Source organism: Microbacterium sp. CH12i, from assembly GCF_000685355.1.
Classification (GTDB): domain Bacteria; phylum Actinomycetota; class Actinomycetes; order Actinomycetales; family Microbacteriaceae; genus Microbacterium.
In genome coordinates this window covers 154,732-177,562 of record NZ_JHET01000002.1, presented here as the reverse complement: position 1 = coordinate 177,562, position 22,831 = coordinate 154,732, and the positions used below count along the sequence as shown (strand labels likewise).

Sequence of the window (22,831 nt, the reverse complement as noted above, 5' to 3'; positions counted from 1 at the left end):
TTTTGGCAGAGCTAAGCGGGATCTATCCGCAGCACCTCTGGCGCTTCGCCGCCAGTCACATCGTCGGCGATGCGGATGCTGCGCGCCAGGTCATCCAGCGCAGGCAACAGCGTGCCGAACCGCTCACGATCACTGCAGAGCGCCGTCAACGTGATCAGGTGCGTACCGGTGTCCCAGGTGTAGGTCGCGAACGGGGGCGCGGACGGTGTCGCCGGGATTGGCATCAGCAACTTCTCGCCAGCTCCGAGCCGCGAGGCGAACGACTCGGTGTCGTCGTACTCGATGGGCATCGCGGCGCGAGCCCGGCGCACTTCGTTGGTCAGCTCCTGCGTCGTGGCCATGGCGACGACGAGCTCCGGATCGGCGCGCCACGTCCACACCAGAACGCGTCCGTTGGCTTTTCGCATGAGCATGGGCGCAGCCTGGCTCATCGCCCACGCCCCGAGCTTCGACCCCGGGCGCGCGGTCGCGCCGAGGGCCTGCGTGGCCTGGCCCAACAGCATCCGAATTGCCGCCTTGCGATGGCGTCGGCCCCTCCAGCCGAAGGAGTCCGTCACAGGGATCCACAGCTTGGGGTCGGCATCTGAAATCAGTCGCATGCCTCCAAGCTAGGGCAGGAACCCGAGAGGCGGCGGGGGAGAAGGGCACGCGCAGGCCGCTCGGGTAGAGTTGCCAGCGCCCTGATCAAGGGCCCCTTTCTCTGCCGCGTACCGTAAGGCTGCATATCCGTGACCTCCTCTGACGCTCCGATCGAACAGGTCGACCCGTCGAGCGCCCCCGAGCCCACCACCAAGTCCGACTCGGCGCGCGATGCGCGCCCGCTGCGTATCGTCATCGGGTGCGACACCTTCGCCCCCGACATCAACGGTGCCGCCCGCTTCGCTGAGCGTCTCGCCGCCGGTCTCGTGCAGCGCGGGCACGACGTGCACGTCGTCGCGCCGAACCAGAAGTACCGCAGGGCAGCGCCCGCAACCGAAGTCATCGAAGGCGAGCCGATGACGCTGCACCGTTTGCCGTCCGTGCGCTGGGCTCCGCACGACTGGGTGCGTTTCGTGTGGCCATGGCGCACCAAGCACTACGCGCGCAGGGTGCTCGATCAGGTGAACCCCGACGTCGTGCACATCCAGTCGCACATTGTGATCGGGCGTGGTCTGTCACGCATCGCGCATGAGCGTGGCATCCCGGTGATCGCCACGAACCACGTCATGGCCGAGAACATCCTCGACCACACCACCATGCCGAAGTTCATCGACGATCTGGTGCTCAAATTCGCCTGGTCTGATGCCAAGCGCACCTTCGACCTCACACGCGCCATCACCACCCCGACCCGTCGCGCCGCGGATTTCCTCGAGCGCACTGTCGGCGTGCAGGGAGTCATCCCGATCAGCTGCGGCATCGACCGCACCCAATACACGCCGGTGGTTGCACCGCGCACCGAGAACCGCATCGTCTTCGTCGGGCGACTGACGGCCGAAAAGCAGATCGAAGTCATCCTGCAGGCGATGACGAAGCTCGATCCAGCGCTGAACGCCACCTTCGACATCGTCGGCGGCGGGGACCAGCGCAAGAGCCTCGAACGCCTCACGGCCGACCTCGGCCTCGCAGATCGAGTCACGTTCCATGGCCGTACCACTGACGAAGAACTCCGCGCCCTGTTGTCGCGCGCGAGCCTCTTCGTGATCGCCTCGATCGCCGAATTGCAGTCGATCGCGACGATGGAAGCGATGGCGTCCGCTCTGCCGATCGTCGCGGCGGATGCTGTGGCACTGCCGCACCTCGTACATGATGGCGAGAACGGCTACCTGTTCGAACCCGGCAACGTTGAAGAGCTCACTGCGCGCTTGACTGACGTGCTCACGGCGGGGCCCGCAGAGTACGAGCGGATGCAGCGGGCGTCACTTGATGGCGTCCTCGTGCACGACATCAATCGCACGCTCGACACGTTCGAAGCGCTGTACCGCGACGAACCGCTGCCAGCGTAGCCATGCACATCGTCTTCTTCGGCGATCAGCACCTGGAATCCCTCGGCGGAGCGCAGGTGTCGATGAGGCTGCAGCGGCGATTCTTGGAGCGCGCGGGTCACACGGTGACCGCTGTTGCCCCCAAGATGCACGCGACCCCTTCGACCCTTCGCCAGGCTCATGGAGCGAAGGGTGTGGACGCCGGGTACCTTGATCTCCCGTCGATTCCGATCACCCTCGATCGGGAGTACTCGATGTCGTGGCCGGGGCGCCGTACCGACCGCTTCCTCGATCGAGCGATGCGAGATCGGCCGCCCGTGGACCTCGTGCACGTGCAGGCCGACTTCTGGGGCGCATTCATCGGGCACCGCTTCGCGTATCGCCACGGCATCCCGGTGGTGCACACCATGCACAACCGAGTGGATGTCGGGATCGCCGCCGTGACTCCGCTGCACCGCCAGGTGCTTGCCGTTTTGAACCTGTGGCGCCGTGTGGCAATGCGGGGGATCGGCGCCCCCGTCGCAGGAAGCGATGGTTGGGCCTATCTGCGTGGCATCGCGCAGGGCGCCGGGGCTGTCACCGCCCCTTCTGGCCACTTCGCGCGCCGCTTAGAGCAGCACAATGTCTTCGCCCACGTCGACGTGGTCTGGAACGGCATCGACGATGAGCTGCTCACTCAGGTGCGTGCCGGTGCTGAGACATCAGACTCTGCGCGAGACATCGCTGCTGGCCCGGTGTCTCATGGCGAAAGTGATGTCTCAGCGGGAGGCCTGCGCCGCCCGCGCTTTGTGTGGCTGGGGCGGATGAGTCCAGAGAAACGGCTGCTGCCGTTTCTGGAGGCCGTCGTCGCCTCGAAGGTGGATCCCGACATCGAGGTCATCGGCGGCGGTGGGCAACTGCGTGCCGCAGAGAAGATCGCCCGCAGGCATGACGGCATCCGGTTCTCCGGCCGCCTCTCCTACGCCGAAACGCTCGCGCGGATCGCGGCTGCGGATGCTGTCGTACAGACCTCGATCGGATTCGAGACGCAGGGGATGACACCGTTCGAAGCGGCAGCACTCGGCACACCCACAATCGTGAGTGACCCCGACATCGCCGGCGAGTTGCGGGGCGGTTTGTGGACGGTGGCGGATGCTTCGGTCAGTGCTCTTGCGGACGCATTGCAGCGCGCGGCATCCGACATCGTGGCAGGCACTGCCCCGATCCCCAATCCGGAGGTTGCGGCGGCGTTTCACCAGTCATCGCGCACGGCGGCGATGATCGACGTCTACCAGCGGGTACTGAGCGCTCGGTAGTAACCGCTCAGTCGTAGCGCTCAGTAGTAGAGGGACGCGGTCAGGCTGAACAGGACGTTGAATATTGCGCCGACCACTCCGGCGAAGCCGAGCCCGGTCGCGATGCCAGCCTGTGCCTGGGGGACGCCCGCCTTCCGGAGTCCGATGATGCCCAGGATCAGCGCGGCCGCTGATGCCGCGAACACGAGAAAGGTCCCGACGCCGCCAACCACACTGACCATCGAGTATCCGACGGAGCGAACCAGCATCTGCACGATGACGTTCATCAACAGGCCGAGCCCGAGTGAGACCAGGCCGATGATGAGGCCGATCTTTCCGGGGGTGTTGGTGTTGCCCGGACCTGTCTGCGCAGGTGGGGAGTAATAGCCCTGTGGGGCCTGCGGCTGTGCGGGGGCCTGGTAGTTCGGCTGTGGGGGCTGCTGACCCGGGTGGGATACGAACGGCGGGAGGTGCGGCTGTTGCGGGTCGCTCATGCCGACGAGCCTAACGTCTAGCGTTCGTTCGGCGACAGGTGACCCGGCTGCGCGAGTGCGACGTCGTGCAGGCGGATGCCGTCGGCGGTCACCGCTGCGAGACAGTACAGGAGCGACAGCGTGGGATAGCCGTGCGAACGGTTGTCGCGGATGATTGCGCGGTCATCTTCCGCCGGGAGCTCAGCGCTCTGCGCGAGCAGTTCGAGCCATGCCGGCCACCATTGCTCAGCGTCCGCACGAGGACGTTCGGCGCGGAATCGCGGTAGCCACTCGGCGATGCGCGCAGTCGCTGGATCATCGAGATCATCGTGCGCGATCATGTGCACACCGGGTGTCACCGGGGTCGTTCGCAGCTCGACGCCGTTCCAGGAGAGCACCTCAGCACCTTCGGGGGAGACCTGGAGAAGATTGAAACCGTGGGTGTGGGGCAGGTCGATGGGGCGGCGTCCCTCGACTGCTTCGAGTACCAGCCCGCCGCGGGAATGCACTTCATCCTCTGGCGCATCGAGCAGGTCGGCGCGGTTCAGAAGAACCGCGATGCGCCGCTCGGCAGGGTTCGCTGCCAGCCAGGCGCCGCCGGCGCGGCGATCGCGGATGCCGATCACTCCTGGGTGCGCGTCTGGCCACCATTCGCCGAGGGCATCCCACTCGCGTAGCGGATCCTCGTCTCGCACAGCCAGGAGGCGTGCCTCACCCGTATCCGTGAAGTCGATCACTACAGTGCACACGGTCGCCAGTCTAGGGGCGGTCGGATGTCGGGGCCTGGGGCAGAATCAAGACATGAACATCGTCGTTGGAGTCACGGGCGGCATCGCCGCGTACAAGACGGTGCACTTGGTGCGCCTGCTCACCAAGGCCGGTCACGAGGTGACGGTGATCCCTACCGAGGATGCGCTGCGCTTCGTCGGCCTGCCGACCTGGGAGGCGATCAGCCGTCACCCGGTCACCACCAGCGTGCACGACGACGTCGCGCGTGTGCGGCACGTGGCGCTCGGGCAGGCCGCAGAGCTGATGATTGTGGCGCCGGCCACCGCCAACACGATCGCGAAGATGACGGCCGGTCTTGCCGACGACTTGCTCGGAACAACTCTGCTGGCGACCACGGCCCCGGTCGTGATCGCTCCCGCGATGCACACCGAGATGTGGCAGCATCCGGCAACGCAGGCCAATATCCAGACGCTGAGGGAACGCGGCATCCACGTGGTCGGTCCTGCCGAGGGGGAGCTCGCCGGCGGGGATACCGGCGCTGGGCGTATGAGTGAGCCGGAGGAGATTGCCGCCGAGGCGTTGCGGTTCGTCGGCGGCAGCCGCGACCTTGAGGGGCTGCGCGTGGTCGTCTCGGCGGGCGGAACGCGCGAGCCGATCGACCCCGTCCGGTTCCTCGGCAACCGTTCCAGCGGCCGGCAGGGCGTAGCTCTCGCGGCGGAGGCCGCAGCTCGAGGCGCAGAAGTCGAGCTCGTCGCCGCTCACATCGGTACTGATGTGCTGGCTGCGGCGCGGCATCCGAACATCCACGTGCAGAACGCTGGCACGGCCGCCGAGCTTTCGAGTGTGATGAAGGATGCCGCAGCAAATGCCGATGTCCTGATCATGGCTGCGGCGGTGGCCGACTACCGTCCGGCCGAGGCTGCGACGCAGAAGCTCACCAAAGAGAGTGGTCGACTCGCGAGCATCGAGCTCGTCGAGAACGAGGACATTGTCGCCGCGCTCGCCGCGGCCCGTGCGGATGGGAATGCTCCAGACGGACAGGTGATTGTCGCCTTTGCCGCCGAGACCCTGCGCGACGCAGGGGAGCGCCGTGAGCGCGCCCGCCGCAAGCGCGAGCGCAAGGGCGTCGACCTGCTCGCCGTGAATCTCGCTGATGCCGAGCACGGGTTCGAGCGTGCCGAGAACGCCGTGGAGATCATTGGCGCGGAAGGGGTGGTCGTGGCATCCGCTGAGGGGTCGAAGCGCGAGGTCGCCGCCGCCATCTGGGACGCCGTGGCCGCGCTGCGCGGGTGAGATGGGAAAACGCGGACGATCTGATCGCGCGGCGGAGTGTCGCGTGTGGACGCGCCGGGCGGACCGAAGATGATCCTTGTTTTCCAAGGAGGACCAGGCCTTGCCCTCCAGCCGCCGATGCAGGTAAAGTTGAGTCAAGACGACTCAACTTAGAAGGAGCCCTCCAGGAGGACAGATGACCACCCCACAGAACGACGACCAGCAGTCCGCTCTCGAGCAGTTCGGCATCAACCTCACCGATCGTGCCCGCCAGGGCAAGCTCGATCCGGTGATCGGCCGAGACAGCGAGATTCGACGTGTCAGCCAGGTGCTCACCCGCCGTACCAAGAACAACCCGGTGCTCATCGGTGAGCCCGGTGTGGGCAAGACTGCTGTCGTGGAGGGGCTTGCGCAGCGGATCGTCGCGGGCGACGTCGCCGAATCGCTCAAAGGCAAAGAACTCATCACTCTCGACATCTCTGCCCTCGTCGCCGGTGCCATGTATCGCGGCCAGTTCGAAGAGCGCCTCAAGCAGGTTCTCAAAGAGATCACTGAGTCCGACGGTCAGGTCATCACCTTCATCGACGAGCTGCACACGCTCATGGGCGCCGGTGGGGGCGAGGGTTCCGTCGCGGCATCCAACATGCTCAAGCCCATGCTCGCTCGGGGCGAGCTACGTCTGATCGGTGCCACGACCCTCAATGAATACCGCGAATTCATCGAGAAGGATGCTGCTCTTGAGCGCCGATTCCAGCAGGTGTACGTCGGTGAGCCGACGGTTGAAGACACGATCGCGATCCTGCGCGGGCTCAAGGAGCGTTACGAGGCGCACCACAAGGTCGCCATTTCCGACAGCGCGCTGGTCGCCGCGGCATCCCTCTCGAATCGCTACATTCCCAGCCGTCAGCTGCCAGATAAGGCCATCGACCTGATCGATGAGGCGGCGTCCCGGCTGCGATGGAGATCGACTCGGCCCCCGTCGAGATCGACGAGCTGCGCCGGTACGTCGACCGCCTCAAGCTCGAAGAGCTTGCGCTGAAGAAGGAGAAGGACGCCGCCTCGAAGGAGCGCCTCGCCACTCTCCGCGAAGACCTCGCCACGCAGCAGGTGAAGCTCGGCGAGCTGCAGGTGCGATGGGAGCGTGAGCGCGCCTCACTCAACCGCGTCGGAGACCTCAAGACCAAACTGGATGCTGCCCGCATCGACGCCGAACGCGCGCAGCGCGAGGGCAACCTTGAGAAGGCATCCCGGTTGCTGTACGCCGAGATCCCGGCGCTGGAGCGCGAGGTCATTGAGGCTGAGCAGTCCGAGGATGCCGACAGCGATGGCGAAGGTCGCATGGTGGGCGACCAGGTGACCGAGCAAGACATCGCCGGCGTGATCGCCGCGTGGACCGGCATCCCCGTCGGTCGCCTGCTGCAGGGCGAGAGCGAGAAGCTGCTGCATCTAGAAGCCGAGCTCGGCAAGCGACTGATCGGTCAGAAGGACGCCGTGACGGCGGTGGCGGATGCTGTGCGCCGCTCGCGTGCCGGAATCAGCGACCCTGGGCGCCCGACCGGATCCTTCCTCTTCCTCGGCCCGACCGGTGTCGGAAAGACCGAGCTCGCTAAGGCGCTCGCCGCGTTCCTCTTCGACGACGAGCACGCGATGGTGCGCATCGACATGTCCGAGTACGGCGAGAAGCATTCGGTGTCGCGTCTTGTCGGCGCCCCCTCCCGGGGTACGTCGGCTACGAGCAGGGCGGTCAGCTCACCGAGGCTGTGCGGCGGCGGCCGTACAGCGTCGTGCTGCTCGACGAGGTGGAGAAAGCGCACCCAGAAGTCTTCGACGTGCTGCTGCAAGTAATGGATGACGGTCGCCTCACCGACGGACAGGGACGGACGGTCGACTTCTCGAACGTCATCCTGATCCTCACGTCGAACCTCGGCTCGACGATTCTCATTGACCCGATGCTGTCGCTCGACGACAAGCGTGAAAGCGTGCAGGCGCTCGTGCGCCAGGCGTTCAAGCCCGAGTTCATCAACCGCCTCGATGACATTGTCATCTTCCAGTCGCTCACCGAGGACGACCTCGCGCAGATCGTCGAACTCGCGGTCGACCAGCTGCAGGTGCGGCTGCGCGATCGGCGTCTCACCCTTGCGGTGACGCCAGACGCCCGATCGTGGCTGGCCGAGCGTGGCTATGACCCGGTGTACGGCGCGCGTCCACTGCGAAGGCTCATCCAGACCGAGGTGCAGAACAAGCTCGCGACGGCGCTGCTCTCCGGTGGCGTCCGTGACGGCGACACTGTGCGGGTGGATGTCTCAGCCGATGGTGCAGGGCTGGTGCTGACCTCGGCGACGATCTGAACGAGCGCATAGCATCGGAGGTATGAGACTTTCGGGACGCTTCGTACGAGTCTTCCACTGGATCGCTCCGCTCGTACTGCCGTTACTGGTGCTGTACGGGCGGGAGATATTCGGTGCCCCGTCGGGCTGGATCGCAGCGTTCGGACTGATCCTGGTGCCGTTCGTCGCGGTGCCGATGTACGTGCCGCCGATCATCGTTCTCTTCGATCGCGACGCACGCGCAACTCGCCACACTCGTCGTATGTACAACGTCGCCAGCTATGTGCTGTGGGCAATGTTCTTGATCATGATGCTCACGCTCACCGACGGCGGCGACTCCGCTGCTCAATCGGTGCTCTCTCACGGAGGTCTCATCACCGCGGACGCGAGCATGGCTCTCTTCGTGTTCGCCGCCGGAGTCGCCGTGATCGCCTACATCGGGCAGGTCATCGCCGCCGTGGTCGGGATCACCGAGGCGCGCAGGGTGCCGCCACGGATGTGAGCCGAACCCGATGTGAGAACAGCGCCGACTTACGTTTCTCTAAAGGATCACAATTCTTTCGGTTCTCCGACGAGTCATTTTTCGTAAGTTAGCTGAGTCGCACCCATAGTCTGTGTAATTCATGTGCCAGCCGCGAAGCCTCACCAGGCGCCCCCGGCTCATCGACGCACGCACGTGACATGCAAGGGAGCAGGAACTGATGCGAATCGGCATCGTGAAAGAACAGGTCGGTGAGACGCGGGTCGCCGCGACACCGCAGACGGTGGGCGCGCTGCGCACACTCGGCTATGACGTCGTGGTGCAGAGCGGCGCAGGTGTCGCCTCTGCCTACCCAGACGACGCGTACGCTGCCGCCGGCGCGACAATCGTCGACGCGGATGAGGCGTGGGCATCGTCGATTCTGCTGAAGGTGGACGCACCGACGGATGCCGAGATCACGCGCATCGCGGACGGGGCAACGCTGATCGCCCAGCTCAGCCCCAACCTACGGCCAGAGCTGCGACAGGCGCTTGCGACACGGGGAATCACGGCCCTTGCCCTCGACGCTGTGCCGCGAATCTCGCGGGCACAGTCGATGGATGTGCTCAGCTCGATGTCGAACATCTCCGGCTACCGTGCGGTCGTCGAGGCAGCGCATGAGTTCGGTCGCTTCTTCACCGGTCAGGTGACAGCGGCGGGCAAAGTGCCGCCAGCCAAGGTGCTCGTCGCGGGTGCCGGTGTTGCGGGGCTTGCGGCCATTGGCGCAGCCTCCAGCCTCGGCGCGATAGTGCGCGCGACTGATCCTCGCCCCGAGGTTGCCGATCAGGTGAAGTCGATCGGCGGCTCGTACCTCGAGGTCATCGTTCCCGAGGAGCACAAAGAGGTCTCCAGCGATGGCTACGCCAAGGCCACCAGCGAGGCGTACAACCGCCGCGCGGCCGAGCTCTACTCTGAGCAGGCTGCCGACGTCGACATCATCATCACCACGGCTCTGATCCCCGGACGCGCTGCTCCTCGGCTGATCACCGCGGCTGACGTCGCGAGCATGAACCCGGGCAGTGTCATCGTCGACATGGCCGCCGGCCAGGGTGGCAACGTCGAAGGCTCTGTCGCCGGTGAGAAGGTCATCACCGAAAACGGCGTCATCATCCTCGGCTACACCGACCTCGCCGGACGCCTGCCCACGCAGGCCTCGCAGCTGTATGGCACGAACCTGGTCAACCTGCTGAAGCTGTTGACCCCGGGCAAGGACGGCCAGCTCACTCTTGACTTCGACGATGTCGTGCAGCGGGCGGTGACGGTGGTGCGTGACGGCGAAGAGACCTGGCCGCCACCGGCCGTGCCGGTGTCTGCGGCTCCAGCTGCCGCCGCCGTCGCGACGTCCGCCGTTGCGCCAGCGAAGACCAAGATCACTGCGCGCGGCAAGCTCGTGCTGACCGTCGTCGGCATCGCCGCCCTGTTCCTGGTGAATGCGGTGGCACCCGCTCCGCTGCCGCAACACTTCACCGTGCTGGTGCTGTCGGTCGTGATCGGTTTCTACGTCATCGGCAAGGTCGCGCACGCACTGCATACCCCGCTGATGAGCGTCACCAACGCCATCTCCGGCATCATCGTGGTCGGCGCGATCGTGCAGATCGCTAACCCGAACATCGTGGTGCAGATTCTCTCGGCGATTGCTGTGCTCGTGGCATCCATCAACATCTTCGGAGGCTTCGCGGTTACGCGGCGCATGCTGAAAATGTTCGCCAAGGGCCCCTCGTCCACCGCTGAGAAGGGAGCCGGACGATGAGCGCCATCGAGATCGCGGCGTCTGTCGCCGGAGCCGCATACATTGTTGCGGCGCTGCTGTTCATCATGAGCCTGGCTGGCCTCAGCAAGCACGACACCGCTCGCGCCGGTATCGGCTACGGCATCGCCGGTATGGTCATCGCGCTCGTCGCGACGATCTGGGTGACGTTCCAGGGTGCCTGGGGCCAGCCGCACGCGGTCGTCGGCCTGGTGCTGCTCATCGTCGCAATGGTTCTCGGCGCGGCCGTGGGGCTCTGGCGAGCACGCAAGGTCGAGATGACCGGGATGCCGGAACTCATCGCTCTCCTGCACAGCTTTGTGGGTCTCGCCGCTGTGCTGGTCGGCTGGAACGGGCACCTCGCCGCTCCGGACTACACCGGCGCCCTCGCAGACATCCACCACGGTGAAGTATTCATCGGCATCTTCATCGGTGGTGTGACCTTCACCGGCTCGATCGTGGCATTCCTCAAACTGTCCGGACGGGTCTCGTCGAAGCCCCTGATGCTGCCGGGAAAGAACGTGCTGAACCTCGGCGCGATCATCGTCTTCATCGCGTTGACCGTCTGGTACGTGATGACTCCGACGCTGTGGCTGCTGATTCTGGTCACTGTGCTCGCGCTGGCGCTCGGCTGGCATCTAGTCGCGTCGATCGGCGGCGGGGACATGCCCGTCGTGGTCTCGATGCTCAACAGCTACTCAGGTTGGGCTGCGGCTGCGGCCGGATTCCTGCTGAACAACGACCTGCTGATCGTGACGGGTGCGCTGGTCGGATCCTCCGGTGCGTACCTGTCGTTCATCATGTGCAAGGCGATGAACCGCTCGTTCATTTCTGTGATTGCCGGTGGCTTCGGCATCGCCGCGCCCACCGGCGATGAGGTCGATCACGGTGAGCACCGCGAGATCGATGCGGAATCGGTCGCCGACATGCTTCGCGAGGCCTCGACCGTCGTCATCACCCCCGGCTACGGCATGGCCGTCGCGCAGGCGCAGTATCCGGTCGCCGAGCTGACACAGAAGCTGCGCGATCGCGGTGTGGATGTGCGCTTCGGCATTCATCCGGTCGCCGGCCGTCTGCCAGGGCACATGAACGTGCTGCTCGCCGAAGCCAAAGTGCCGTATGACATCGTCCTCGAGATGGACGAGATCAACGACGACCTGGCATCCACGGCCGTTGTCCTCGTGATCGGCGCGAACGACACCGTGAACCCGGCTGCTGCCGAGGATCCGTCGAGCCCGATCGCCGGCATGCCGGTGCTGCGGGTGTGGGAAGCCGAGAATGTCATCGTCTTCAAGCGGTCGATGGCAGCAGGCTACGCCGGCGTGCAGAATCCGCTGTTCTTCCGCGACAACGCCCAGATGCTGTTCGGCGATGCGAAGGACCGCGTCGACGACATCCTGCGGGCGCTGTAAGTGGTCGTGGTCACGCCTCGACGTGACCGCCACCGCTGAGCTGGTCGAGCAGATGTTCAAGCACGCCGTCGAGAACGCCGAGCCCGTCGCGTACGCCCCCGGACGAACCAGGCAGATTCATGACGAAGGTGCGGCCGGCGACCCCGGCCACGCCGCGACTGAGGATGGCGGAGGGCACGACTGCCGCGCCACGGCGGCGAACCTCCTCGACGATTCCGGGCAGCTCTGCGTCGAGCAGTGCAACGGTTGCTTCTGGCGTGCGGTCATCGGGCGAGACCCCGGTGCCGCCGGTGGTGAGCAGCACATCGGGATGCTGCGCGAGAAGCCATGCGAGCGCATCGGCGACGTCAGCATCAGCGACGACGACCGGATCTGGCGTGGTGAATCCTCGCTCGCGCAACCAGCCGACAATCACCGGACCGGTGCGGTCGGTGTACACCTCGGCGGCCGCGCGCGTCGAGACGACAAGCACCGCCGCGGTCCTGGTCATTCGCGGGACCAGTCGCCGTTCTTGCCGCCGGACTTTGCCAGGACAAGAACGTCGGTGATGACGGCGCGGTTATCGACGGCCTTGATCATGTCGTAAAGGGTGAGGGCGGCGACGCTCGCCGCCGTCAACGCTTCCATCTCGACACCGGTCACGCCGTTCGTCACGGCCGTCGCGACGATCCTGACCCGGTCGCCCTCCGGCTCGAGGTCGACAGCAAGCTTCGTCAGCGGCAGCGGATGGCAGAGCGGAATCAGACTCGACGTCTGCTTGGCGCCCATGATGCCCGCCAGCCGCGCGGTGCCCAGAGCTTCACCCTTGGGCAGCGAGCCGTCGGCGATCATGGCAACGACCTCTTCGGTGGTCACGAGCACAGCCTGTGCGCGTGCTTCGCGCCGGGTGACCGCCTTCTCGGTGACATCCACCATGTGCGCCGAACCATCACTGCGCAGGTGCGTCAGTTCACTCATCGATCCTCCAGATCTCAACCTCAGCGCCAGCGGGGAGCGCATCGACGCCGATCGGCACATGCGCCAGCACCGTCGCGCGCGCGTAGTCGTGCAGCAGGTGCGAGCCCGGGGCTCCCACCTCGACGCTACCGTCGTCGCGCAGCATCCCGCGACGCACCTGATGCTTTCCGATTGGCGACACGATCGCGTGGGCGAGCGGCGCCGTGGCGACGACGCGCCCGGGCGCGAGCCCGGCGACCGAACGAAGTAGCGGGCGCAGGAACATCTCAAAAGACAGCAGCGCCGAGACCGGGTTGCCGGGGAACGCGACGACCGGCACTTCTCGCGGGCCGGATGCTGTGTCGAGCAGGGCGAGACCGTACCCCTGTGGTCCTCCCGGCTGCATCGCGACGTGTCCGAAGTGCACTCCGGCAGGCTCCAGCGCGTCGCGGACGACTTCGAAGGCGCCGGCGCTGACTCCGCCGGTGGTGACGATGATGTCAGCGCTCGCATGCGCGTCGATCGCTGCACGCACCGCTGCCGCGTCATCCGGCGTGGAGATGCCGATGGGCAGAGCACCCGCCTCGTGCAGGGCGGCGGTGAGCGACGTCGTGTTCGCGTCATAGATCTGGCCAGGCTCGAGTGGCTCGCCAGGGGCACGCAGTTCATGTCCGGTCGAAATCAGCAGCACCACGGGTCGCGATCGAACGTCGACCGTCGTGACGCCGCCTGCCGCGAGCGAACCGAGCTGCGCGGGCCCGAGCCGTGTGCCCGCGGTGAGTATCGTCGCGCCGGGAGAAAGGTCGACACCCACAGGGCGGACGAACGCACCGGCATCGACCGGCGACGCGAATGCGACAGAAGTACCCTCCGGTGCGTCGTGGCTGCCCTCTCCGATGCCGATGAAGTGCGGCGGATCGACGACCTCGATCTGCACGACAGCATCCGCACCCTCGGGGATCGGCGCTCCCGTCATCACCGGCGTTGCTGTGCCGGCCTTGTGCTCCCTGACCGGATCACCCGCGGCGCTCGTCGGGCCGACCGCGAGACTCACGGGCGCATCACCCGTCGCACCGGAGAGGTCGGCCGCGCGCACGGCATAGCCGTCCATCTGCGAGTTCGTGAACGGTGGCACGGCGAGTGTGCTCACCACGTCCGTTGCGAGCACGCGACCGTACGCGTCGCTTACGCTCACCCGCTCAGCGTTCGCGGGATCGGCAAGTCGACTCAGTGCTGGGGCGAGGAGCTCGGCGATAGCGTGCGCGTGTTCTGACGGGCTCGGGGTGGTGCCAGTCATGGTCTGCATCCGTTCTGCGTGAACACCTTTAGTGCTCAGCGGTCAGTGCTCAGCCGCCGGCGAAGGGCGGCAGGATGTCGACGGAGCCGCCGACCGGTGCATCCAAGTTGCGGCGCACAGTGCCGTCGACGAGGAAAGATCCCGAGCGCATCACACGGGCCATGGCATCGCCGTAGCGGCGCAGCAACTCATCGCGCAGCACCCCGAGAGTAGGGTCGGACCCGAGTATGAGTTGTTCTTGTTCGCGACCTGCCGCTTCGGAAGCTGCGGCGAAGTATCGCACCGTCACGATGGCCATATCGTCATCGTAGCCGGTCGTCGGAAACCGACGTTCGAATGGTGGAAGGCAACTGCAGCACTGTGGATTACGCCGGGTAGAGTTGCGGGCATGCTCCCGCTCGTAGAGCCGGGCCCGGCACTGGAGCCCGAGCGCATCACCCGATACAGCCGTCAGCTCATGCTGCCTGGTGTCGGTGAGGTTGCGCAGCGCCGCCTCCGCGCCGCCCGCGTGCTTGTGATCGGAGCGGGCGGACTCGGCAGCGCGCTCGTGCCCGTGCTCGCTGGCGCTGGCATTGGCACCATCGGCATCGCCGACGACGACGTCGTTGAACTCTCGAACCTGCACCGTCAGCTCAGCCACGGCGTTGCCGACATCGGGCGCGCGAAGGTCGATTCGCTCGCCGATACCGTCCACGCGATCGACCCGGAATGCACGGTGGTGAGGCACGGCGAGCGGATGACCGCACAGAACCTGCCCGAGATTCTCGACCAGTACGACCTGCTCGTCGACGGCAGCGACAACTTCCCGACCCGCTACTTGGCCAACGATTCCGCCGAACTCGCGGGGAAGCCATTGGTCTGGGGATCGATTCTGCGCTGGCACGGCCAGGTCGGTGTCGCCTGGCGCGGCCAAGGGCCGACCTTCCGTGACCTTTTCCCGACGCCCCCGCCCGCCGATGAGACGCTGTCCTGCGAGCTGGGCGGTGTGCTGCCGAGCCTTTGCACAGCGATCGGCTCGCTCCTCGCCACCGAGGTCATCAAACTCATCATCGGCATCGGTGAACCGCTCCTCGGGCGCGTGCTGTTCTATGACGCGCTGACCGCGCGCACCCGCGAGATTTCCTACGCGGCGGATGCTGACCGCGACCAGGTGACCGCGCTCATCGACTACGAGCTGTTCTGCAGCACGCGCAGCGACGCGAATGATTCGAAGTCGCTCGCCGCGGCCGAACTTCTGCAGCGCATTCGCGCGGGCGAACAAGTTGCTTTGCTCGACGTGCGCGAACCACACGAGACCGCGGCGAGACGGATTCCGGGTGCTGAGCTTCTGCCGATCGGGCTGATCGAGTCGGGTGAGAACCCCGCTCTTGACGGACCGCTGGTCATCTACTGCGAGCAAGACCCGCGCTCACGTCGAGCCGCAGGGGTGCTCGAGGCGCGGGGTTACGCCGTGAGCTACCTTGCCGGCGGCATTCGCTCGTTCGTCGCCGTTGGCGGCGAGGTGGAAGGAACCAGCATCCGTCATCCAGAAGAGGTGCATGCATGACCGTATCGATGGCCGTCATTTCGGAGGAACCTCTTGACGAGGCTGCGGTGCGTTCGGCCGTCGGCTCTGATGCACACGGCGCGATCGTCATGTTCTGCGGGGTAGTGCGCGACCATGATGGCGGCCGGACCGTGCGCTCTCTCGACTACCGTGCGCACCCCGACGCGCAGCGATTCCTCGCCGCAGTCGTCGAGCGCGTGCGCGCAGAGACCGGCCTTCTCGTCGCTGCCGCGCACCGCGTCGGCGACCTGCGGATTGGTGACGTCGCGCTCTTTGCCGCAGCTTCCGGAGGGCATCGTGCTGAAGCTTTCGCGGCGTGCGAGCAGCTCGTCGAAGAGATCAAACGCGAAGTGCCGATTTGGAAGCGTCAGCACTACAACGACGGTGTCTCGGAGTGGGTCGGGCTATAGCCGGGAGTCAGCCCCCGATGTAGCTCATCTCGATGCGTTTCCTGGATGCGCGCAGCTCAGGCGTGAGTTCTGAGCGAATCTCCGAGTAGCGGTCATCGCGCGCGCCCCAGATCGAGGCCATTGCCGCAGACAGCTCTTCATCGTCGGCGCCGCCGCGGAGCAGCGCACGTAGGTCGTGGCCCTCGGTCGCGAATAGGCACGTGAAGAGTTTGCCCTCAGTTGAGATCCGGGCGCGATTGCAGGTGCCGCAGAAGGTGTTGGTCACCGATGAGATCAGGCCGATCTCGCCGGTGCCGTCGCTGTAGCGCCAGCGCTTCGCAGTTTCGCCGGGGGACGCGGGGCCTACAGGCTCGAGGGGGTAGAGCGCGCTGATCCGCTCAACGATCTCGGACGAGGGAACGACTTCGTCCAGCGACCAGCCATTCGAAGTACCGACATCCATGTATTCGATGAAGCGCAGCGTGTATGGGGTGCCCTTGAACCGGGTCGCCATCGCCTCGATCTCGCCATCGTTGAGCCCGCGCTTGACGACCATGTTGAGTTTGATCGGGCCGATGCCCACTGCGTGCGCGGCGTCGATGCCGTCGAGGACGCGCGACACCGGAAAGCGCACGTCGTTCATCCGCTGGAACAGTTCATCATCGAGCGAGTCGACCGAAACGGTGAGGCGGTCAAGGCCGGCGTCTTTCAGCGCCTGCGCCTTCACGGTCAGTGCCGAGCCATTCGTCGTCAGCGCCAGTTCGACCCGGTTGCCTTCCGGGGTGCGCAATGCAGCGAGCCGAGCGATGAGCTCTTCAATGCCCCGTCGCAGCAGAGGTTCACCGCCGGTGAGGCGCAGTTTCCGCACGCCATGAGCCACGGCGATGCGTGAGATTCGCTCGATTTCTTCGAAGCTCAGCAGTTCATCACGACTGAGGAATGCATAATCACGACCGAATACCGCGCGCGGCATACAGTACACGCAGCGGAAGTTGCAGCGGTCAGTCACAGAGATGCGCAGGTCGCGCAGGGGACGGTCGAGACGGTCGATCAAGCTCCCCGTAGAGGGCAGACGAGACGCACCGGGAGCGCGGTGCTCGGCAGCTGGCGTGATCGACATCGCTCACCCCTTTCGACTCGCAACGGTAGCACCGCTTACCGAGAGCGACGCACTGAGACGTCGTCCGCATCGATCGAGAAAGCCAGTTGCACCCCGGGTCGGATGCCGAGCGTCAGTGCTGTCGTGGACGGGCAGTCGACCGCGATTTCGGGATGCTCCGCGGCGAACAATCGCACGCCGCCAGGAACCGGATCCATCATCGACACGGTGCCGGTCCACCGGTTGACCGCCGAAGTCGGGGTCGTCTGCAGATTGAGGTGCAGCCGCACAGAACCGGGGGCGAAGACGCAGGTCGCGGGCTCGCCGGCCGTCAAAGTGTCTCCTCGGCCAGACCACTTCATGCTGGCCCCATCGGTGGACCACAACATCCCCTCGCGTCAGTGATTCCGGCGATCAGGTTCACGCCGGCCATCGCCGCGACGAACTGCGAGCCTGGGTGTCCGAGCACCTCGGCGGTGGTGCCCTGCTGCACGATGCGCCCATCCCGGAGCACGACGGTGCGGGCGGCGAGCACCACAGCATCCATCGGGTCATGGGTGACGAGGACCATCGGCACGCCTGTACGGTCGCGCTGTTCGGTGATCAGTCGCCGCGCTTGCGCAGCTGTCTGAGCATCCAATGAGGTGAACGGTTCGTCGAGCAGAAGTGCCTCCGGCTCTGCCGCCAGAGCACGGGCGAGAGCGACGCGCTGCTGCTGCCCACCGGAAAGCTGGGCCGGGCGACGTTGCGCGTACTCGCCCATTCCGACTTCGCCCAGCCATGCAGCGGCAGTGGAGCGCGCGGTGGTTCGCGGCACGCCCTGGGCCCGTGGACCGAACGCGACATTCTCGAGCGCTGTCAGGTGCGGGAGCAGCATCGCGCGCTGTCCGAGCAGAGCGACGCGACGCCTCTCCGGAGGCACCCAGACGTGCCCACCAGAGCCTGAGGAGGGCACGCTCTCCAGTAGCCGCCCGGCCAGTTCGATTCTCCCGCCGCTTGCGGGCAGGTGTCCCGCAATCGTGCCCAGCAGGGTGGATTTACCCGAGCCGTTCGGCCCGAGCACCGCGAGCACTTCGCCACTGTGCGCCGTGAGTGCGGCCTCGAGGGTGAAGTTTCCCACCCGGGTGCGGATGTCGATGTCGAGCGTCATCGGACAGCATCCGTCCGCCAGCTGCGCATACCCAGAAGCACAGCCATTGCAACCACGATCAGCATCAGCGACAGGGCGATCGCGGTGTCTTCGCGGACTCCGGCGCCGTTGAACGCGGTGTAGATCGCGAGCGGCATCGTGCGGGTGACTCCTGGAGCATTCCCGGCGAACAGCGCGGTCGCGCCGAACTCTCCGAGTGCTCTGGCGAAGCACAGCACGGTGCCGGCCAGAAGTCCTGGGGCGGCGAGCGGCAGCGTCACGCGACGGAAAACGGTGAACCTGCTCGCGCCGAGGCTCGACGCCACTAGCTCGTGTCCCGTGCCGACCGCGCGCAACGCACCCTCGACCGAGATCACCAGGAACGGCAATGCGACGAAGGTCTGCGCGATGACCACAGCCGCGGTAGTGAATGGGATGCGGATGTCAGCAAATGCGAGCACGCCGCCCAGCATCCCGTTGCGGCCCAGCAGCGACAGGAGCGCGATGCCACCCACGAGAGGTGGCAACACCAGCGGCAGGGTCGTCAATGTTCGGAGCACCGCCGGCAACCAGCCGTGACTGCGTGCGATGACGAGGGCAAGCGGAACACCGAGAAGCAGGCACAATGCGATGGACACGGTCGCCGTCGACAAAGAAAGCCCGAGCGCCTGCAGCGCCTCGGGCGAAGTGATCGCCGCTGGCACCCCTGGCCAGTCCAGCCGCACGAGCAACGCCACGAATGGCAGCACCAGCAGTAGCACTCCGACGGCCGCGGGGATCGCCAACCACAGGGGCAGGCGCCGCGCGATCGAACGCGCAACGCCTGCCTTCAGGACTGTCGGGGCAGCTGCGGTCACGGCGTCCCGAATCCGAACTTGGCGAGCACCTTCTGGCCAGCATCCGAGAGAACAAAGGCGACGAACGCGTTTGCAGCCTCGGGGTTTGCCGCATCGTTCAGTGCCACGAGCGGGTACACGTTTGTGGCCTTCTCGGCGCCATCGATGTCGATCCCTGTGACGGCGCCATCGGCGGCTGCGACATCGGTCTGGTAGACGAGCCCGGCATCCGCTTCGCCCGACTTCACCTTCGCGAGCACGGCCGTGACGTTCTGCTCTTCGCTGGCAGGCGTCAGCGCCACACCCGCGGCGTCGAGGAGGGTCTTGGAGGCATTGCCACACGGTACCTCGGGAGCGCACACGACGACCGTCAGCTCGGGATCGGTTAGGCCCTCGAGGTCTTCGACGCCCAAAGGGTTGTCCGGTGCGACCGCGATCTGCAGGATGTTCGTCGCGAACGTGGCAGGATCGCTCGCGAGCGCAGCATCCGTCACCTTCGCCATGTTCTTCTCATCGGCCGAGGCGAAGCGTCGGCGGGCGCGCCTCGATCAGCTGCGTCGCGAGTACCGATGAACCGTCGTACGAGATCGGCAAGACATCGATGTCGGGATGCTGCTGCTCGAACTGCGTGGCGAGCTCATCGAATGCACCGGTGAGTGATGCCGCGGCGTAGACCGTCAGCTCGCCACTGATGTCGTCGGCGATGGCGGTGGGGGCGGTGGTCTCGCCCTCGGGAGCAACATCGGCGGGGGCGGCACAGCCGCTCAACGCAAGCGCAGCGATGACGCCAGCGGCAACAGCGGCGCGGCGGATCAGAATGCGGTTCACGAACGAGGGTCCTTCTCGGTTTCGAGGATGATCATGGTCGCTTTGACGACCGCCACAGATTTTGACCCGACTTCGAGTTTCATCTCGCGCGCGGCTTCGGACGACATCAGCGAAACGACCCGGTGCGGACCGCATTGCAACTCGACCTGTGCCATCAGCCCGTCGATCTGCACGCTGGTCACGAGACCTGTGAATCGGTTGCGCGCGCTGCGTCGCACGCTCCCGACATCCGCCGCCTCCGCGCCCATTTCTTTCGCACGCTCAGCAAGCTCGACGCCGGGGATGACCTGGCGTCCTGCCTCATCGTGTTCGACCGGGAGGATGCCGTCGGCAACCCATCGGCGCATGGTGTCGTCGCTGACCCCGAGGAGGGAGGCGGCCTCACTTATCCGAAAATGCGTCATAAAACAGAACTTAATCCCGCATTTGCGGAAGTACAAACAGAATTCTCTTTTTAGGACAGTCGACTCGCCAAAAAACCGTGCTGTCGTCGAGGCTATTCTCGAGCGTGTGACGAACATTTACCTCGCAGAGGTCTGACATGAAGCTGGTCATCGCCCCGGACAAGTTCAAAGGGTCGCTGACGGCCTCCGAGGTAGCCGAAAGGTTTGCGTCGGGGGCGCATCGTGTCGATCCCACGATCGAAATCGTCGCCATTCCCGTCGCCGATGGCGGCGAGGGGACTCTGGATGCTGCGCTCGCCGCAGGCTACGAGCGGCGGACGGTTTCTGTGGCGGGACCCACCGGTGAGGTGCTCGACGCTGACTTCGCGGTTCGCGGCACCGAGGCCGTCGTCGAGATGGCGCGCGCTCCGGGCTGGAGCAGCTTCCCGGCGGGCACAAAGATGCCACCGGCGCGACAAGCCTCGGCACGGGCCAACTCGTGCGCGCGGCTCTGGATGCCGGGTGTCGACGCATCGTGCTCGGTGTCGGCGGCAGCGCATCCACCGATGGTGGTGCGGGGTTCTTGCAAGGTCTCGGTGCGCGATTCCTCTCTGCGGATGGCGAAGAATTGCCTCTGGGCGGTGCGGCTCTGTCGCAACTGGCAATTGCTGACCTTGTCGGCCTCGATGCACGACTGGCCGATGTCGAGCTCGTGCTGGCCAGCGACGTCGACAATCCGCTGTTGGGCGCGCAAGGTGCTGCGCCCGTGTTCGGTCCGCAGAAGGGGGCGTCCGCTGAAGATGTCATCGCACTGGATGACGCGCTCGCACATTTCGTCGAGGTGCTGTCTGACGCTGGTCGCGTGCTGGCAGTGCCGGCGCTGGATGCCGCATCCCGTGCTGGCGCGGGGGCTGCAGGCGGCATTGGCTTCGCGGCGATCGCGCTCGGTGCGTCGCGTCGTGCAGGTGTCGACGTGGTGCTGGAATTCACCAACTTCGCCTCGCGCTTGGGGGGTGCCGACGCGGTCATCACCGGAGAAGGCAGCCTAGATGAGCAGAGCCTGATGGGCAAGACGCCGATCGGTGTGGCGAGGGCGGCAGCTGCCGCCGGCATCCCGGTGTATGCGGTTGCGGGGCGTACGACGCTTTCGGCTGCTGACATTGCGGCTGCTGGCTTCGCTGGCGCTCGCACCCTGTCAGAACTGGAGCCCAGTCCGGAGAAGAGTATGGCGAACGCCGGTGCGCTGCTGGAAGATCTCGCCGAGACGCTGGTGCGCGGCATCCGAGCGCTGAAGTAGATCTCGTGCTGCGCGGCACAGCTCACCTCGGCGAGAAAGCTTAGTGAGTGACAAACTGGATCTCGTGTCATCGTCAGAGAAGCAGCCGCCCGCCGAGCAGTCGGCCGCACGCCGAGGCCGGCCCGGCTATGGCCAGCGGGAGATTCTCGATATTGCTGTGCAGGTGTTCATCGAACACGGCTACGACGCGACCTCGGTCGCCTCGCTGGCTACGCGACTTGGACTGTCGAAGTCGGCGCTGTACCACCACTACCCGTCGAAGGAAGCGCTGCTCGAAGTCGCGCTCGATGAGGCGATCGGCTCTCTAGAGAGCGTGCTAGGTGAGCCCGGCGCGACCAGCGGGGGGGCGGGCGAAAGGCTCGAGCACGTGCTGCGCGGTGCAGTGCGTGTGCTTGTCGACAAGCTCCCGTACGTGACGCTTCTGCTGCGAGTGCGCGGCAACAGCGATATCGAACGCGCAGCCCTTGACCGACGCCGCGCCTTCGACCGTGCGGTGACCGACCTACTGCGGCAGGCTCAGGCGGAAGGCACCGTGCGCGCCGACATCGACGCTTCGGTCGCCACGAGACTGCTCTTCGGCATGGTCAACTCGATCGTCGAGTGGTATCGGCCTGCTGGCACTGAAGGCGGCGCAGAGCTGGCTGCCGACGTTCTCGCGCTGGCCTTCGATGGCCTGCGGACGCGTTGAGACTGCTCAGGCGATCGCGATGATCGTCTCTGAGAGCGGGCGGCGGGTGCGGGGAGCGAGCTCGCGCTGCTGCAGCTTCTCGGACAGGTCCGACGGATCGCCGAGCTCGCCCAGCGCAATCACCGAGGTCGGGGTGAAGCGGTCTTCGACGCCGGGAATGGTGCGCAGTTGGTCGCGCACGACGCCGCCCATCTGGTGCACGTAGAGTCCGTCGGCATGTGCCTGCACTGACAGGTGGGCGACGGCCTGACCCAGGTCGTACTGTGCCCACGGACGGGGGTTGCCCTCAGCGTCCACGTCTTCGGAGAGCGCGACGATCAGCACCTGGGCGGTGCCAGCCCACTCGCGGTTGAAGCCCATCAACGCCTCATCGATCTGCGTGTGCAAGTCGGTGCCGCGGCGGGCAACCAAGAATCGCCACGGCTGTGTGTTGCTTGCCGATGGTGACCAGCGTGCAGCTTCGAGTGCCGCGGCGAGCTTGTTCTCATCGATCGGTGTCTTGGCGTCGAATGCGCGAGGACTCCAGCGCTGGGCGAGGACATCGAGAACGGGAACGGAAGTCTCGGCGGTGCGGTCAAGAAGCGGAGTGCTCATGGTGCCTTTCGGGTCGGAACGTGCCGACTCCGTTGTCCGCGTTACTCCAGAGTAAAGCGGTGCACGCACGTGAGTATTCCCGCGTCGAAAGAAG

24 protein-coding genes and 2 pseudogenes are annotated in these 22,831 nt (G+C 65.9%); 11 read left to right on the top strand and 15 right to left on the bottom strand.

Annotated elements, in window-relative coordinates:
- Positions 1 to 11 precede the first annotated feature (11 nt).
- Positions 12 to 599 (bottom strand): hypothetical protein, encoded by a 588-nt coding sequence (locus tag DC31_RS02655; protein ID WP_036276630.1) that lies wholly within the window; start codon positions 597 to 599, stop codon positions 12 to 14.
- A 123-nt stretch (positions 600 to 722) separates the two neighbouring features.
- Here DC31_RS02655 and DC31_RS02650 point away from each other — a divergent pair, with 123 nt between their 5' ends.
- On the top strand, positions 723 to 1,982 hold the full coding sequence (locus DC31_RS02650; protein WP_036276628.1) for a glycosyltransferase: 1,260 nt from the start codon (positions 723 to 725) through the stop codon (positions 1,980 to 1,982).
- A gap of 2 nt (positions 1,983 to 1,984) precedes the next feature.
- On the top strand, positions 1,985 to 3,256 hold the full coding sequence (locus tag DC31_RS02645; protein WP_036276626.1) for a glycosyltransferase family 4 protein: 1,272 nt from the start codon (positions 1,985 to 1,987) through the stop codon (positions 3,254 to 3,256).
- 20 nt (positions 3,257 to 3,276) lie between these two features.
- Here the strand turns inward: DC31_RS02645 and DC31_RS02640 are convergent, their stop codons facing one another.
- Both DC31_RS02640 and DC31_RS02635 read right to left on the bottom strand, forming a co-directional pair.
- Positions 3,277 to 3,729: a hypothetical protein gene (locus DC31_RS02640; protein WP_036276623.1), complete on the bottom strand. Its 453-nt coding sequence runs from the start codon at positions 3,727 to 3,729 to the stop codon at positions 3,277 to 3,279.
- Positions 3,730 to 3,746: 17 nt separating this feature from the next.
- A complete protein-coding gene (locus DC31_RS02635) occupies positions 3,747 to 4,457 on the bottom strand; it encodes an NRDE family protein (RefSeq protein ID WP_036276619.1) in 711 nt (236 codons plus the stop codon).
- Positions 4,458 to 4,509: 52 nt separating this feature from the next.
- On the opposite strand from DC31_RS02635, the gene coaBC reads away from it, so the two are divergent.
- The 5 genes and pseudogenes from coaBC (at position 4,510) to pntB (ending at position 11,715) form a co-directional block, all read left to right on the top strand.
- Positions 4,510 to 5,730 (top strand): bifunctional phosphopantothenoylcysteine decarboxylase/phosphopantothenate--cysteine ligase CoaBC, encoded by a 1,221-nt coding sequence (gene coaBC, locus DC31_RS02630; RefSeq protein ID WP_036276616.1) that lies wholly within the window; start codon positions 4,510 to 4,512, stop codon positions 5,728 to 5,730.
- 175 nt (positions 5,731 to 5,905) lie between these two features.
- Positions 5,906 to 8,057: pseudogene (locus DC31_RS20115) on the top strand (ATP-dependent Clp protease ATP-binding subunit).
- Positions 8,058 to 8,079: 22 nt separating this feature from the next.
- Positions 8,080 to 8,538, top strand: coding sequence for a hypothetical protein (locus DC31_RS02620; protein ID WP_036276614.1), 459 nt, complete (start codon positions 8,080 to 8,082; stop codon positions 8,536 to 8,538).
- Positions 8,539 to 8,734: 196 nt separating this feature from the next.
- Positions 8,735 to 10,306: a Re/Si-specific NAD(P)(+) transhydrogenase subunit alpha gene (locus tag DC31_RS02615; protein ID WP_036276612.1), complete on the top strand. Its 1,572-nt coding sequence runs from the start codon at positions 8,735 to 8,737 to the stop codon at positions 10,304 to 10,306.
- Positions 10,303 to 11,715, top strand: a complete 1,413-nt coding sequence (pntB, locus tag DC31_RS02610) for a Re/Si-specific NAD(P)(+) transhydrogenase subunit beta (protein WP_036276610.1) — start codon at positions 10,303 to 10,305, stop codon at positions 11,713 to 11,715. Before DC31_RS02615 ends, pntB begins: the two co-directional genes overlap by 4 nt.
- 10 nt (positions 11,716 to 11,725) lie before the next feature.
- Here the strand turns inward: pntB and DC31_RS02605 are convergent, their stop codons facing one another.
- From DC31_RS02605 to DC31_RS02590, 4 genes are read right to left on the bottom strand one after another with little or no spacing between them, the layout of a single operon-like run.
- Positions 11,726 to 12,205: a MogA/MoaB family molybdenum cofactor biosynthesis protein gene (locus DC31_RS02605; protein ID WP_036276607.1), complete on the bottom strand. Its 480-nt coding sequence runs from the start codon at positions 12,203 to 12,205 to the stop codon at positions 11,726 to 11,728.
- Positions 12,202 to 12,672, bottom strand: coding sequence for a cyclic pyranopterin monophosphate synthase MoaC (gene moaC, locus DC31_RS02600; RefSeq protein WP_036276604.1), 471 nt, complete (start codon positions 12,670 to 12,672; stop codon positions 12,202 to 12,204). Before moaC ends, DC31_RS02605 begins: the two co-directional genes overlap by 4 nt.
- Positions 12,665 to 13,948 carry a molybdopterin molybdotransferase MoeA gene (locus DC31_RS02595; protein ID WP_036276910.1) on the bottom strand — a complete coding sequence of 428 codons (1,284 nt, stop codon included), beginning with the start codon at positions 13,946 to 13,948 and terminating at the stop codon, positions 12,665 to 12,667. Before DC31_RS02595 ends, moaC begins: the two co-directional genes overlap by 8 nt.
- Before the next feature lie 49 nt (positions 13,949 to 13,997).
- The gene (locus DC31_RS02590; RefSeq protein ID WP_036276601.1) at positions 13,998 to 14,246 is read right to left on the bottom strand and encodes a MoaD/ThiS family protein; all 249 of its coding nucleotides are present in this window, start codon (positions 14,244 to 14,246) and stop codon (positions 13,998 to 14,000) included.
- A gap of 90 nt (positions 14,247 to 14,336) precedes the next feature.
- Here DC31_RS02590 and DC31_RS02585 point away from each other — a divergent pair, with 90 nt between their 5' ends.
- Both DC31_RS02585 and DC31_RS02580 read left to right on the top strand, forming a co-directional pair.
- Entirely contained in the window at positions 14,337 to 15,494 is a 1,158-nt protein-coding gene (locus DC31_RS02585; RefSeq protein ID WP_036276599.1) for a ThiF family adenylyltransferase, read from the top strand.
- Positions 15,491 to 15,904, top strand: a complete 414-nt coding sequence (locus DC31_RS02580; protein ID WP_036276596.1) for a molybdenum cofactor biosynthesis protein MoaE — start codon at positions 15,491 to 15,493, stop codon at positions 15,902 to 15,904. Before DC31_RS02585 ends, DC31_RS02580 begins: the two co-directional genes overlap by 4 nt.
- A gap of 7 nt (positions 15,905 to 15,911) precedes the next feature.
- Here the strand turns inward: DC31_RS02580 and moaA are convergent, their stop codons facing one another.
- Genes moaA through DC31_RS02555 form a run of 7 tightly spaced genes read right to left on the bottom strand, consistent with a single transcriptional unit; the run spans position 15,912 to position 20,179 of the window.
- The gene (gene moaA, locus DC31_RS02575) at positions 15,912 to 17,003 is read right to left on the bottom strand and encodes a GTP 3',8-cyclase MoaA (RefSeq protein WP_036276593.1); all 1,092 of its coding nucleotides are present in this window, start codon (positions 17,001 to 17,003) and stop codon (positions 15,912 to 15,914) included.
- Positions 17,004 to 17,038: 35 nt separating this feature from the next.
- Complete coding sequence (locus DC31_RS18620) at positions 17,039 to 17,317, bottom strand: hypothetical protein (RefSeq protein ID WP_200872855.1); 279 nt, start codon at positions 17,315 to 17,317, stop codon at positions 17,039 to 17,041.
- Between the two features lie 23 nt (positions 17,318 to 17,340).
- Positions 17,341 to 18,132, bottom strand: coding sequence for a sulfate/molybdate ABC transporter ATP-binding protein (locus tag DC31_RS02570; RefSeq protein ID WP_051606336.1), 792 nt, complete (start codon positions 18,130 to 18,132; stop codon positions 17,341 to 17,343).
- A complete protein-coding gene (locus DC31_RS02565; RefSeq protein WP_081813689.1) occupies positions 18,129 to 18,968 on the bottom strand; it encodes an ABC transporter permease in 840 nt (279 codons plus the stop codon). Before DC31_RS02565 ends, DC31_RS02570 begins: the two co-directional genes overlap by 4 nt.
- Entirely contained in the window at positions 18,965 to 19,450 is a 486-nt protein-coding gene (gene modA, locus DC31_RS20110; RefSeq protein WP_327036790.1) for a molybdate ABC transporter substrate-binding protein, read from the bottom strand. Before modA ends, DC31_RS02565 begins: the two co-directional genes overlap by 4 nt.
- Positions 19,451 to 19,457: 7 nt before the next feature.
- On the bottom strand, positions 19,458 to 19,775 hold the full coding sequence (locus DC31_RS20105) for a molybdate ABC transporter substrate-binding protein (protein WP_327036789.1): 318 nt from the start codon (positions 19,773 to 19,775) through the stop codon (positions 19,458 to 19,460).
- The gene (locus tag DC31_RS02555) at positions 19,772 to 20,179 is read right to left on the bottom strand and encodes a TOBE domain-containing protein (RefSeq protein WP_036276590.1); all 408 of its coding nucleotides are present in this window, start codon (positions 20,177 to 20,179) and stop codon (positions 19,772 to 19,774) included. The genes DC31_RS20105 and DC31_RS02555 overlap by 4 nt, the downstream gene beginning before the upstream one ends.
- A gap of 137 nt (positions 20,180 to 20,316) precedes the next feature.
- Between DC31_RS02555 and DC31_RS02550 the strand changes: the two are divergent.
- Positions 20,317 to 21,455: pseudogene (locus DC31_RS02550) on the top strand (glycerate kinase).
- A 64-nt stretch (positions 21,456 to 21,519) separates the two neighbouring features.
- Positions 21,520 to 22,143 carry a TetR/AcrR family transcriptional regulator gene (locus tag DC31_RS02545; RefSeq protein ID WP_036276905.1) on the top strand — a complete coding sequence of 208 codons (624 nt, stop codon included), beginning with the start codon at positions 21,520 to 21,522 and terminating at the stop codon, positions 22,141 to 22,143.
- Positions 22,144 to 22,149: 6 nt separating this feature from the next.
- Here DC31_RS02545 and DC31_RS02540 read toward each other — a convergent pair whose 3' ends face one another.
- A complete protein-coding gene (locus DC31_RS02540; protein WP_036276587.1) occupies positions 22,150 to 22,737 on the bottom strand; it encodes a nitroreductase family protein in 588 nt (195 codons plus the stop codon).
- Positions 22,738 to 22,831: the final 94 nt, after the last annotated feature.